Here is a 12,863-nt window from a genome sequence, read left to right on the forward strand (position 1 = left end):
GCGCCGCCGTGGCCGAGATCTTCGCGGGCCGCTACGTCCTCGCCGACCCCATCGGGCGCGGCGGCGCGGGCGCCGTCTGGCGCGCCTGGGACCGGCGACGCCGCCGCTACGTCGCGGCGAAGGTGCTGCACCGCCGCGACGCGCACACGCTGCTGCGCTTCGTACGGGAACAGGCCCTGCGCATCGACCACCCGCACGTCCTCGCCCCGCGCAGCTGGGCCGCCGACGACGAGCAGGTCCTCTTCACGATGGACCTCGCGCGCGGCGGCAGCGTCGAGCGCCTCGTCGGCGACTACGGGCCCCTGCCGCCCGCGTACGTGTGCGTCCTGCTCGACCAGCTCCTCGCCGGGCTCGGCGCGGTGCACGCCGAGGGCGTCGTCCACCGCGACGTGAAACCGGCGAACCTCCTCCTCGAAGCGACCGGCACCGGCCCTCCGCACCTGTGGCTCTCCGATTTCGGCATCGCGGCGCACCGCGACGAACCGCGCCTGACCGAACCGGACCACGTCGTCGGCACCCCCGGCTGGATCGCCCCCGAACAGCTCCTCGGCGCCGAACCGGACGTACCCGCCGACCTCTACGCCGCCGGGCTCGTCGCGATCCACCTCCTCACCGGCGGCCGTCCCGACGCGCAGGGCCTCGTCTCGGCCTACGCGCGCGGCGTCCCGCCCGCCCCGCGCGACGTCCCCGCGCCGCTGTGGAGCGTGCTCGGCCCGCTCCTGCACCCCGATCCGCAGCACCGCTTCCGTACCGCGACGGCCGTGCGCAAGGCGCTCGCCGAGGCCGCGCGGCTCCTGCCGGGCACGGGCACGTACGAGGAGCCCATCGAGGTCTTCGACCAACTCGGCCCGCCCCCGCCCGGTTTCACCGAGCAGGGCCCGCTGCCGCGCCCCTTCGACCCCGAGGTCCCGTACGGGGAGAGCGCGCCGCCGTCCGCGCACGGCACGACGCCGCCTTCGGCCTCCCTGCCGCACGCGGCCCCGACGACGACCGTGGCCCGCCCCGTGCCCCCGCCACCCGCGCACCCGCCGGCCCCTGCGCCTGCGGCCCCGCACCCCGCGGCGCCCGAACGGCGGCGCGGCGGCGGGCCACCGGCCCGGGTCGCGGTGCCCGTGCTGCTGCTCGCGCTGCTGTGCTTCGCGGTCGGCTTCTGGGCGCTCACACAGGCCCCCTGAGGTCACGTCAGGCGGCGCGCCGCCCGCGCAGCCGCCACGCGCCGAGCCACCCCACCAGCGCGAGACCGGCCGCGAAACTGCCCACCGCGAGCCACCGCATCCCCGCGCCACCCGGCGCCGCGGCCCGTCGCTCCCCCTCCGGGCCGCTCCCCGCCCGGTCCCCGCCGACCTGGAAGATCCCGGCGCCCCCGGGGTACGTGACGGCCTTGCCCGCGCGTCCCTCGTCCCGCACCGCGACCCGCAGCACGACCCCGAGCGGCTCGTCCCCGTACGCCGCCGCGAGTTCCGGGCTCAGCGAGACCCGCACGACGTAGGTGCCCGGGAAGCGCAGCGCGCGCAGGCCGCCGCCCGCGTAGCGGTTGGCGAAGGCGACGGGGGCTCCCGCGTCGAGGTGCGCCGAGGCGGGCGTGCCCGCGTAGAAGGCGGCGTCCGAGACGACCTCGGCCCGTACGGGGCTGTCGAGCGCGGCACGCAGCGCCGAGGCCACGGTCTTCCCGCCCGAGCCGCCCGCGACGGCGCTGCCCAACTCGACCTCGACGGAGGCGCGCTGTCCCCAGTCGAGCGGCAGGGCGTAGTAGCGGGTCGTGCCTGGACGCAGCCGGTCGCGCCAGGTGCCCGGCCCGACCCGCGCCGCGTCGCCCAGGTCCGCGGGGCCCTTGCCGCCCTCGCGCTCGCGGGGCGTCCCGCCGGGCGGCGCGGGCGGGGTGCTCGTGGCGCGCGGCGGGGCGGAGGCCGGGGGAGCGGTGCGCGGCGCGGGCTCGGTGAAGAGCCGCAGGTCGAGCGCCCAGGCGTCGAGCGAGGGCGCCACCTCGTCCGTGCCGTGCCCGGTCGTGCGCTCCACGACGACGTAGTACGTGCCGGGCGCCGCGCACTGCCCGGTGGGCCGGGGCGCCTGCTCGACGACGGCGCCCAGGGGGCGCGCCCACAGCGTCCCGGCCGCGTTCGCGTCCGCGCTGTCGCAGAAACCGCCCGCCGGGTTCCGCAGCGTGACGCGCACCCCGTCCCCGTAGGTCAGCCGCGTCCCCGCAGGCGGCACGGCGACGACGGAGGCGTAGGACTCGCCGCCGCCCGGGAGTTCGACGCGGTAGTACAGCGCCCCGTCGGCGGGCCGCACGCTGCTGCGGTACGGGGTGCCGCCGTCCAGTACGGGCGCCTCCGCGCTCGACGCGACGCCCCGGACGGTCCGTGTGCCGGGAGCGAAGGCGTAGTCGCCGAAGGGGTCCTGAGCCGCCGCTACGGGGCCCGTCCCCGCGAGGACGAGGCTCAGCCCGAGCACCGCGCCCGCGCCGCCGCGCCACGCCGTCCGTACCCGCCTGCCCCGCATCCGCCGCCCCCTGTCCCCCGGGAGCCCGCGCCCCCACGCCCGGCCCATCCTGCCGCCCCGCACGGCCCGTTGTCCCGGCCGCGCACCGAATTCACGGGAGCGGTGGGCCTGTTGAGACGGCGGGGAAGCCCCGGAGCACCCTCGCCGTGCGCCTCGGCGCTCCCGGGAGCGGATACGGCAACGGGCCCCGGCCGCCCTCGGCGGCTGGAGCCCGTTCAGCGGGAGCGCGACTGCTCAGGAACCCGAGGGAACCGAGTCCGTCGCCTCCGTCCACAGATCCTGCTCGGCGCGATCCGCCTGGATCTGGCGGTACACGAGGAGCCCGCCGATGGCGGCCAGTGCGACCAGGAGAAGCTTCTTCACCGCGCGACCTCGTCCTTCTTTGACGTTCAGGGACCTCTGTCGCCCGACTATACACACCGGCCCATACCACTCGGCGCCCCCTTCGGCACCCGGGCGGCAGCCGCCCCCCGGTCCGGCACGGGACCTCCGTCCGGGTGACGTTCATCAGAAGATCTGCGCGCCACGGGCGTCGCTCCCTCCCTGGACACCCCCGGTACACATCATGAGGAAGTACGCAAATCGACCAAGCTGAAAGTGAGCACACCGTGGCTGCCCAGACCTTCTCGACGCTGTGGAAGGCGCTCGTCGGCGCTTTCCTCGCGCTCTTCGCCTTCCTCGGCCTCGCGGCCGTCCCCGCCCAGGCCGCCGCCCCCGCGACCCCGGCGCCGCAGCCGCGCGAACTCCCCTGCGAGGAGAACGGCCCGCAGGGCTTCGCCGTCGCGACGGCCCTCTTCGGGCCACCGCTCGTCCAGGGGCGTTCGCTGCCGCCCACGATGAAGCAGCGCATCAGGGCCGAGCAGCACGGTTCCTCACCGTCCTGCCGCCAGCTCGTCATCCCGCTCGACCACCCGTACACCACGGGAGCGGCCCCCGCACTGCCCGCCGCACGCACGGCGCTCGGCACACCCCGTACGGCGGCGGCCGTGTCCCCGGCCACGGCGACCGAGCACACCACGGCAGGAACCCCCGAGCCGGCCGCCGACGCGCTCGCGCACCCGCTGCCCGCCGCCCGGCCCGCCGAGCCGACACCGGAGACGGACCCCGCCCCGTTCGCGCGCGGCATCCCCGGCCCCGCCGACGCGCTCGACGCCGCCCTCCCCCGCTCCGCCGACGCCCCGCTCACGCTTCCCGGCATCCCGGCCGCCCGCGAGCACCGCGACGGCGCGCAGGCGCACACGTCGTCCACCGCTTCCCGCGAGACGGCCCCGCTCATCACCTCCGCCTCGTGAGCCGTCCCCGTACGGGCGCACACGCGCCACCTTGCCCCCTACCGCGTGAGAACCACGACCCACCCGCGCTCGCCCACGGCCAGGGAACCTCCTCGGCAGGACCACCGGACCCACCGCCACCACCGGCACCACCGGCACCACCACCGGGGCACGCAGCCCCGCAGCCCGTACGACCCGCGCGGCATCCCCTCCAGGACCCGCCCGCACCCCAGCCGACGGCCACCCCGAGCAGCCAGACCCCCATCCCCTCAGCACGCCCCCACGGCGCCCCGTCCCTTCAGCGCACCGCGTCCCTCACGCACCGCGCTCTCAACGCCCTGCCACGCAGCCCGCGCTCAACGCCCCGCCACCTCCGCACGCCCTCGTCCGCGCGCCCACCCACGTCCCTCTGTTGCGTACCCCTTTGCCGTCCCCGCCCGCACGTCCCACCCCTCTCCCGCACGCTCTGCGCCTCCCCGCGCATCCCGCCCCCGGCCCCCGGCCGCAGGGGCTGTTCGCCGTATCCGCGCGCATCCCACGCGCTGTCCCTCCCCGGTGCCCGCGCCCACCCCGCCGGGCACCGCCCCTCCCCGGACACAGCGAAAGACCCCCGGTCCTGAGACCGGGGGTCTTTCGTGTCGGTGGGGCTAACAGGACTTGAACCTGTGGCCTCTTCCTTATCAGGGAAGCGCTCTAACCGTCTGAGCTATAGCCCCGCGCGCTCGCGCGCTGACCTCTGAAGATTAGCGCACGAGGCGGCCAGTCCCAAAATCGGTTACTCGTCCTCGGCGAGCGTCAGCTCGACGCCGCCGACGAAGCCGGCCGAGAGGTTGTAGATGAAGGCCCCGAGCGTGGCCAGCGCGGTCATCAGAACGACGTCGATGATCGCGATCACCGAGGTGAACATGAGCACGCGCGGCAGCGAGAGGAAGGACTCCAGATCGAAGCCGCCCCCGTCGCTGGAGCTCGTCGCCTCCGAGACCGTGTCGCCGACGGTGGAGAAGACGCCCATGGCATCCATCACCATCCACAGCACCGCCGCGGCGACGATCGTGCAGATGCCGAGCGCGATGGAGAGCAGGAAGCTCACCTTCATGACCGACCACGGGTCGGCCTTCGCCACCCGCAGCCGTGCCTTGCGCGTGCGGGGCACCGGACGGGCGCCCGTCCGCGGCTTGCGCACACCGCGCCCCGTCGAGCCGCCGCCCGACATCGTCCCGCCCAGGCCGCCCCCAGGGCCCTGACCGCCGGTGGGCGGCTGGTACGCCTGCGGGGGCTGGTACGGGGCGGCGCCCGCGGACTGCGTGCTCGTCGCCGCGTGGCCACCGGAGCCGCCGTGGCGGCCACCGGCGGCAGCACCCGGCTGGCCTGTCTGCCCCTGCGGCTGCGGGCCCGCCGGGCCACTGCCGTAGGGATCGGGCCCGCCGCCGTACTGCTGCGCCTGCGGGCCTCGGGTATCGGTCACAGTTCCCCCCTGGGAATCCGGTGCGCGCCGGCGTCTTCCGCTGCCGGAACCACGGGCGCCCTCCGGCGGGGTCCCGCTGGTGCCCGCGCCCGTGGTTCCAGTCACGTCCTCACTCCTCGCGCTTATTCGGCCGAAGGCGCCGTGCCCTCGACCGTGCCCTCGGCCGGGTCCGCCTGGGGCTCGTCGTCAGGACCGTCCGCGTCGACCTCTTCGGCCTCGCGTCCGGCCTCGGCGTTGCGCGCGACGGCCACGACGGCATCGCGCTTGCCCAGGTTGATCAGTTGGACGCCCATGGTGTCACGGCCCGTCTGCCTGATCTCATTGACTCGCGTACGAATCACACCGCCCCCGAGCGTGATGGCGAGGATCTCATCGGTCTCCTCGACCACCAGCGCACCGACGAGCGAACCCCGGTCCTCGACGATCTTGGCAGCCTTGATGCCGAGGCCGCCACGTCCCTGGACGCGGTACTCGTCGACGGGGCTGCGCTTCGCGTAGCCGCCGTCGGTCGCGGTGAAGACGAAAGTACCCGTACGCACGACATTCATCGAGAGCAGTTCGTCTCCGTCGCGGAAACTCATGCCCTTCACGCCCGACGTGGCACGGCCCATCGGGCGCAGCGTGTCGTCGGTCGCGGTGAACCGGATCGACTGTGCCTTCCTGCTGATGAGCAGCAGGTCGTCGTCGGCCGAGACGAGTTCGGCGCCGATCAGCTCGTCGTCGTTGCCGTCGTCGGTCTCGCGCAGGTTGATCGCGATGACGCCGCCGGAGCGGGGCGAGTCGTAGTCCTTGAGCGAAGTCTTCTTGACCAGGCCGCCCTTGGTCGCGAGGACCAGGTACGGGGCCGCCTCGTAGTCCTTGATCGCGAGGATCTGCGCGATCGACTCGTCCGGCTGGAAGGCGAGGAGGTTCGCGACGTGCTGCCCGCGGGCGTCGCGGCCCGCGTCCGGCAGCTCGTACGCCTTTGCCCGGTAGACCCGGCCCTTGTTGGTGAAGAAGAGCAGCCAGTGGTGGGTCGTGGTGACGAAGAAGTGGTCGACGATGTCGTCTTCCTTCAGCTTCGCGCCACGCACGCCCTTGCCGCCCCGCTTCTGCGAGCGGTAGTCGTCGGTACGGGTCCGCTTGACGTAACCGCTGCGGCTGATCGTGACGACGATGTCCTCCTCGGCGATCAGGTCCTCCATGGACATGTCGCCGTCGAAGGGCACGAGCTGGCTGCGGCGGTCGTCGCCGAACTTGTCGACGATCTGGCCGAGTTCGTCGTTGACGATCTGCCGCTGGCGCTCGGGCGAGGCGAGGATCGCCTTGTACTCGTCGATGCGCCGCTGGAGCTCGTCGTGCTCCTGGATGAGCTTCTGGCGCTCCAGGGCCGCGAGGCGGCGGAGCTGCATCTCCAGGATCGCGTTCGCCTGGATCTCGTCGATCTCCAGGAGGCCCATCAGGCCGCCGCGCGCGTCCTCGACGGTGTCGCTGCGGCGGATGAGCGCGATGACCTCGTCGATCGCGTCGAGCGCCTTGAGCAGACCGCGCAGGATGTGGGCGCGCTCCTCGGCCTTGCGCAGCCGGAACCGCGTGCGCCGGACGATGACCTCGATCTGGTGGGTGACCCAGTGCCGGATGAAGGCGTCGAGGGAGAGCGTGCGCGGCACACCGTCGACCAGAGCCAGCATGTTCGCGCTGAAGTTGGTCTGGAGATCGGTGTGCTTGAAGAGGTTGTTGAGGACGACCTTCGCGACCGCGTCCCGCTTGAGGACGACGACGAGGCGCTGCCCGGTGCGCGAGGAGGTCTCGTCGCGGACGTCGGCGATGCCGCCGATCTTGCCGTCCTTGACCAGGTCGGCGATCTTCTGGGCGAGGTTGTCGGGGTTGACCTGGTACGGCAGCTCGGTGACGACGAGGCACTGCCGGTTCTGGATCTCCTCGACCTCGACGACCGCGCGCATGGGGATGGAGCCGCGCCCGGTCCGGTAGGCCTCCTCGATGCCCTTGCGGCCGACCACGAGGGCACCGGTGGGGAAGTCGGGGCCCTTGATCCGCTCGATGAGCGCGTCGAGGAGTTCCTCGTTGCTCGCCTCGGGGTGGGCCAGGTACCACTGGGCACCGGCCGCGACCTCGCGCAGGTTGTGCGGGGGGATGTTGGTGGCCATGCCGACCGCGATGCCCGCCGAGCCGTTGATCAGCAGGTTCGGGAAGCGCGCGGGCAGGACGTCCGGCTCCTGGGAGCGGCCGTCGTAGTTGTCCGAGAAGTCGACGGTCTCCTCGTCGATGTCCCGCACCATCTCCATCGAGAGGGGGGCCATCTTGCACTCGGTGTACCGCATGGCGGCGGCCGGGTCGTTGCCCGGGGAGCCGAAGTTGCCGTTGGAGTCGACGAGCGGCATGCGCATCGCCCAGGTCTGGGCGAGACGGACGAGGGCGTCGTAGATCGAGGAGTCACCGTGCGGGTGGTAGTTGCCCATGACGTCGCCGACGACGCGGGCGCACTTGTAGAAGCCCTTCTCGGGCCGGTAGCCGCCGTCGTACATCGCGTAGAGCACGCGGCGGTGCACGGGCTTGAGCCCGTCCCGCACGTCGGGCAGCGCCCGCGAGACGATGACCGACATCGCGTAGTCGAGGTACGAGCGCTGCATCTCGGTTTCGAGCCCGACGGGCTCGACGCGCATCGCGAGTCCTGAGACGCCGTCGTCGGCTCCGGGGATCGGCCCCGTGGGTTCCTCGTCGGGAGTGGGGGTGTTCTCGTCGGCCATGTGCCGTACTGGTCCTTTCGGCCTGCTCGCTATCCAGGGGCTGTCCGGCCCGGTGCTCCGGGGCCGGGCTCCGGTGTCCGGGGGCGCGCGGGCCGCCGGACACCGGAGGGGGATGCCTAGATGTCGAGGAAGCGGACGTCCTTGGCGTTGCGCTGGATGAACTGGCGGCGCGCCTCGACGTCCTCGCCCATGAGGACGGAGAAGAGGTCGTCTGCCTGAGCGGCGTCGTCGAGGGTGACCTGGCCGAGGACCCGGTGGTCCTGGTCCATCGTCGTCACCCGCAGCTCCTCGGCGTCCATCTCGCCGAGCCCCTTGAAGCGCTGCACCGCGCCCTCGCGCAGCCGCTTGCCGTTCTCGCGGCCCAGGGTGATGAGCGCGTCCCGCTCGCGGTCGGAGTAGGCGTAGTCCACGTCGTCCTTGCCCCACTTGATCTTGTAGAGCGGGGGACGCGAGAGGTAGACGTGCCCGGCCTCGACGAGCGGGCGCATGAAGCGGAAGAGGAAGGTCAGGAGCAGCGTGTTGATGTGCTGCCCGTCGACATCGGCGTCCGCCATCAGGATGATCTTGTGGTAGCGGAGCTTCTCGATGTCGAAGTCGTCGTGCACCCCGGCGCCGAAGGCCGAGATGAGCGCCTGGATCTCCTGGTTGTGGAGGATCTTGTCGACGCGGGCCTTCTCGACGTTCAGGATCTTGCCGCGGATCGGCAGGATCGCCTGGTACATCGGGTCACGGCCGGACTTCGCCGAACCACCGGCGGAGTCACCCTCGACGATGAAGATCTCGCACTTGGTCGGGTCGTTCGACTGGCAGTCCGAGAGCTTCCCCGGGAGCGAGGCCGTCTCCAGGAGGCCCTTGCGACGCGTGAGGTCGCGGGCCTTGCGGGCGGCGACACGGGCGGTCGCGGCGGAGATGCCCTTGCGGATGATGTCCGAGGCTTCGTTCGGGTTCCGGTCGAACCAGTCCGCGAGGCGCTCGTAGACGATCTTCTGCACGAAGGTACGGGCCTCGGTGTTGCCGAGCTTCGTCTTCGTCTGGCCCTCGAACTGGGGCTCACCGAGCTTCACGGAGATGATCGCCGTCAGGCCCTCGCGGATGTCGTCACCCGTGAGGTTGCCGTCCTTCTCGCGCAGGAGCTTCTTGTCGCGCGCGTACTTGTTGACGATCGTCGTGAGCGCGCCGCGGAAGCCTTCCTCGTGCGTACCGCCCTCGTGCGTGTGGATCGTGTTCGCGAAGGAGTAGACCCCCTCCGTGTACCCGGCGTTCCACTGCATCGCGACCTCGACGGAGAGCAGCTTCTCCTTGTCCTCGGCCTCGACGTCGATGACGGAGGGGTGAATGACCTCGCCCTTGCGGGAGTTGAGGTACTTCACGAAGTCGACGATGCCGCCCTCGTAGTGGTACGTGACGGTGCGGGCCTCGGGGGCCTCCTCCGCGTCCACGACCTCGGCGCTGTCCGCACCGGCCGTGGCCTTCGCGGAGTCGCGCTCGTCGGTGAGCTTGATGGTGAGGCCCTTGTTGAGGAAGGCCATCTCCTGGAAGCGGCGCGCGAGCGTCTCGAAGGAGTACTCGGTGGTCTCGAAGACGTCACCATCGGCCCAGAAGGTCACCGAGGTGCCGTGCTCCTGGGTCGCCTCGCCCTTGTGCAGGGGGGCGATGGGCACGCCGCGCTCGTACTGCTGCGTCCAGACGTGGCCGTCGGTCTTCACCTCGACCTCGACGCGCGTGGAGAGCGCGTTGACGACCGAGACACCCACCCCGTGCAGACCGCCGGAGACCGCGTAGCCGCCCCCGCCGAACTTGCCGCCCGCGTGCAGGACGGTCAGCACGACCTCGACGGCCGGCTTCCCCTCGGAGGGCACGATGCCCACGGGGATGCCTCGCCCGTTGTCGACGACCCGGACGCCGCCGTCGGAAAGGATCGTGACGTCGATCGTGTCGGCGTGCCCCGCGAGGGCCTCGTCGACCGAGTTGTCCACGACTTCCTGGACGAGGTGGTGCAGGCCGCGCTCACCGGTCGAGCCGATGTACATGCCGGGGCGCTTGCGTACCGCGTCCAGTCCCTCCAGGACCGTGATCGCGTTGGCGTCGTAGGAGGGCTCGGCAATGCTCGATGTTTCACGTGAAACATCGCCGCTCACCGCGTCCGCCTCCGCCTCGGCCGCCGCCGATGTTTCACGTGAAACATCGCTCTGCCCCGGCTCGGGCACGGCGCTGCGGCCGTCCTCGTCCGGGGTCGACGGATTGTTCTCGTTGGGGTTGCCGGAATCGGCCACGAAGCGCCCTTTCTGGCACAGCACAGACCTGAACCCGAAGGGCGGGAGCGGCTGCGTCGTTCTACTCGGCGTTAGTCGGCGGTGCGGTGCTCGCGGTGCGAGCTGCTGCGGGTGGTGCGGTGGTGCGGGAGCGGTGCTCACCGAGCGTCGATGCCTCGTCACTCGCCAAGCCCCCGCTCCGGGGACGGGATTACTGCTCAGTCTACCGGTAACGCCGACAGTGATGGGGGTTTGCGGGTAGCTGAGTACGCATGTGCCGCCCTCAACCGACCACTTCCGACTCCCCATATACGGACCGGGGCTCCAGGGGGCTCACAGCGGCACTCAGCGCTTCGGCCCGGCTCCGGGGTGTCAACCACCGGTGACGGCTGCGCGCCACCCCCGCCGAAGCCCCGAAGATGCCCAGGTCAGAAGGGTGCACTCGGCGGCGGGCAAGCCCTTTCGGCCGGGCGGCGACGGCTCCCGACGCGACGCGAGGAACAGAGCGAGGATCGGGGCGGCGAAGGACGTGCCCACGGGGCTCCTGTGCACGGGGCGTACGGGAGGCGACGGGGGTGGGGAGGGACACATGAGCGGATCGCGGTCGAGTGGGCGATCGGGGGGCGGTGGCGGCGCGGGGGACCGCCGGGGAACCGGGCCGCGCGGGGCCTGTACGGGGCGGGCGGGTGCTGGCGGGCGTACGCGTGGCGGTGGCCGTACGCGTGGCGACGCGCGCGTGCCGATGCCCGTACGGCCGGGCGCGGAGCCCTAGCCCCAGGTGTCCCTGTCGCCGCGGCTGCCGGGGGCCCGCAGGGGGCCGTAGCGGCGGGCCGGGCTGGAGGGGCCCTCGATGCGCAGCAGCCGCACGGTGTCGTGGCCGAGGGCCTCGTTGAGGCGGGCGACGAGCTGGGGGGCGAGGAGGCGCAGCTCGGTGGCCCAGCTGTTGGACTGGCAGCGCACGCGCAGGACCCGCTCGTCCTCGTCGTAGTGCAGGGGCTCGCTGTTGCGCGCCACGTCCTCGCCGACGATCTGCGGCCAGCGGTTCATGACGCCGCCGACGGCCGCGCGGGTCTCCCAGCCGCGGTCGGACATGAGCCGGTGGATCGCGGCGCCGAAGGCGAGCGGCTCGCGTCCCTCGCCGCGTGCCCCGCGCCGGCCGCCCCGCCGCCCGGGGCCGTGCGCGTGGACGCCGAGCCCCTGTTCGCGGGCCTGCTTCTGGGCGGCGCGCAGCGCCTCGCGCGCGAGGTCGGCACCTGACCCGGTCTTCGGCGCGGGCTTCGCGGGCTGTTCGGGCACGGCGGCGGCGTCGAGGGCGGGCTGGTGCGCCCCCGAGGACTGCCCCGACGCCTGCCCGCGCGGACGCCCGCCCCTCGCCTGTTCCTCGCTCATGCGCGCCGCACCGTCCCTTCGGAGACCGCGTACCGGGTGCCCTTGAGCGGGGCGGGCACGTCCTCCTCGACGGCCGCGGTGACGAGGACCTGCTCGCCGGGAGCGACGTGCTCGGCGAGGCGGTCACGGCGGCGGGCGTCGAGTTCGGCGAAGACGTCGTCGAGGATCAGGACCGGCTCGCCGCTGCGCTGCCCCTCGGGCCCCGGGGCCGTCTGCGGGGCCCAGGGCTCGGCGCGGAGCAGGTCGTACGAGGCGAGGCGGAGCGCGAGCGCGTACGACCAGGACTCGCCGTGGCTCGCGTACCCCTTGGCGGGGAGGTCGCCGAGCTTGAGGAGGAGGTCGTCGCGGTGCGGCCCGACGAGGGTCACGCCGCGCTCGATCTCCTGCTTGCGGACCTCGCCGAGCGCGGCGAGCAACTGCGCGTAGAACTCCTCGCGGCCCTGCGCGGTGCCGGGCGCGGACGGCCGGTACTCCAGGAGAGCGGGCCCGCCGCCGGGGGCGAGCTGCTCGTAGGACTTGTCGACGAGGGGTTGCAGCGCGGCGATGAGGTCGGTGCGCTGGGCGAGGAGTTCGGCGCCCGCGCGGGCGAGGTGCTGGTCCCAGATGTCGAGCGTGGACAGGTCGAGGGTGCGCCCGCCGTGGCGGCGCGCGAGCGCGGCGGACTTCAGCAGGGTGTTGCGCTGCTTGAGGACGCGCTCGTAGTCGGAGCGGACCCCGGCCATCCGGGGGTGGCGGGCGGTGAGGAGCTCGTCGAGGAAGCGGCGCCGCTCGCCGGGGTCGCCCTTGACGAGGGCGAGGTCCTCGGGGGCGAAGAGCACGGTGCGTACGATGCCGAGCACATCGCGCGGGCGGACCTGCGAGGAGCGGTTGATCCGGGCCCGGTTGGCGCGGCCCGGGTTGATCTCCAGCTCGACGAGCTGACTGCGCTCGCCCTGGGTCACGGCGGCGCGTACGAAGGCGCGCTCGGCGCCCGCGCGGACGAGGGGCGCGTCGGAGGCGACGCGGTGGCTGCCGAGGGTCGCGAGGTAGCCGACCGCCTCGACGAGGTTGGTCTTGCCCTGCCCGTTGGGCCCCACGAAGGCGGTGACGCCCGGTTCGAGGCTCACCTCGGCACGCTCGTACGAGCGGAAATCGGCCAGCGACAGATGCGTGACGTGCATGGGCTGAGCGGGCTCCTCGACTCCCGACGCGGGACTCACCGGCGCGGGGCGGTGCGCGTCACGTCGACCGTGCCGCACAC

Annotated in this window: 9 protein-coding genes and 1 tRNA gene; 2 read left to right on the top strand and 8 right to left on the bottom strand. The window is 72.9% G+C overall.

The features are described from left to right. The first annotated feature begins 8 nt into the window (after window positions 1-8). Complete coding sequence (locus STTU_RS15580; RefSeq protein WP_007824479.1) at window positions 9-1,175, top strand: serine/threonine-protein kinase; 1,167 nt, start codon at window positions 9-11, stop codon at window positions 1,173-1,175. 7 nt (window positions 1,176-1,182) lie between these two features. Here the strand turns inward: STTU_RS15580 and STTU_RS15585 are convergent, their stop codons facing one another. Continuing rightward, a complete protein-coding gene (locus STTU_RS15585; RefSeq protein ID WP_007824481.1) occupies window positions 1,183-2,499 on the bottom strand; it encodes a hypothetical protein in 1,317 nt (438 codons plus the stop codon). 234 nt (window positions 2,500-2,733) lie between these two features. After that, window positions 2,734-2,862 carry a DLW-39 family protein gene (locus STTU_RS33135; RefSeq protein WP_007824483.1) on the bottom strand — a complete coding sequence of 43 codons (129 nt, stop codon included), beginning with the start codon at window positions 2,860-2,862 and terminating at the stop codon, window positions 2,734-2,736. Between the two features lie 245 nt (window positions 2,863-3,107). Between STTU_RS33135 and STTU_RS15590 the strand changes: the two genes are divergently transcribed. Then, entirely contained in the window at window positions 3,108-3,791 is a 684-nt protein-coding gene (locus STTU_RS15590; RefSeq protein ID WP_007824485.1) for a DUF6344 domain-containing protein, read from the top strand. 621 nt (window positions 3,792-4,412) lie between these two features. Here STTU_RS15590 and STTU_RS15595 read toward each other — a convergent pair. From STTU_RS15595 to recF, 6 genes are all read right to left on the bottom strand, one after another. Beyond that, window positions 4,413-4,486: transfer RNA gene (locus STTU_RS15595), tRNA-Ile, on the bottom strand. Window positions 4,487-4,545: 59 nt separating this feature from the next. Next, window positions 4,546-5,340, bottom strand: a complete 795-nt coding sequence (locus STTU_RS32480; protein ID WP_063894608.1) for a DUF3566 domain-containing protein — start codon at window positions 5,338-5,340, stop codon at window positions 4,546-4,548. A gap of 17 nt (window positions 5,341-5,357) precedes the next feature. Further along, a complete protein-coding gene (gene gyrA, locus STTU_RS15605) occupies window positions 5,358-7,982 on the bottom strand; it encodes a DNA gyrase subunit A (protein WP_043255314.1) in 2,625 nt (874 codons plus the stop codon). Window positions 7,983-8,098: 116 nt separating this feature from the next. Next, window positions 8,099-10,279 carry a DNA topoisomerase (ATP-hydrolyzing) subunit B gene (gene gyrB / locus STTU_RS15610; RefSeq protein WP_106432141.1) on the bottom strand — a complete coding sequence of 727 codons (2,181 nt, stop codon included), beginning with the start codon at window positions 10,277-10,279 and terminating at the stop codon, window positions 8,099-8,101. Between the two features lie 723 nt (window positions 10,280-11,002). After that, the gene (locus STTU_RS15615; protein ID WP_399048639.1) at window positions 11,003-11,623 is read right to left on the bottom strand and encodes a DUF721 domain-containing protein; all 621 of its coding nucleotides are present in this window, start codon (window positions 11,621-11,623) and stop codon (window positions 11,003-11,005) included. Then, on the bottom strand, window positions 11,620-12,783 hold the full coding sequence (gene recF / locus STTU_RS15620) for a DNA replication/repair protein RecF (RefSeq protein WP_043255317.1): 1,164 nt from the start codon (window positions 12,781-12,783) through the stop codon (window positions 11,620-11,622). The genes STTU_RS15615 and recF overlap by 4 nt, the downstream gene beginning before the upstream one ends. Between the last annotated feature and the right edge of the window lie 80 nt (window positions 12,784-12,863).

Source organism: Streptomyces sp. Tu6071 (assembly GCF_000213055.1).
Classification (GTDB): domain Bacteria; phylum Actinomycetota; class Actinomycetes; order Streptomycetales; family Streptomycetaceae; genus Streptomyces; species Streptomyces evansiae.

Excerpts from the sequence above, each read along its gene's own strand:
- STTU_RS15585 (WP_007824481.1), bottom strand. The coding sequence starts at position 2,499 with ATGCGGGGCAGGCGGGTACGGACGGCGTGGCGCGGCGGCGCGGGCGCG.
- STTU_RS15615 (WP_399048639.1), bottom strand. The coding sequence starts at position 11,623 with ATGAGCGAGGAACAGGCGAGGGGCGGGCGTCCGCGCGGGCAGGCGTCG.
- recF (WP_043255317.1), bottom strand. The coding sequence starts at position 12,783 with ATGCACGTCACGCATCTGTCGCTGGCCGATTTCCGCTCGTACGAGCGT.
- gyrA (WP_043255314.1), bottom strand. The coding sequence starts at position 7,982 with ATGGCCGACGAGAACACCCCCACTCCCGACGAGGAACCCACGGGGCCG.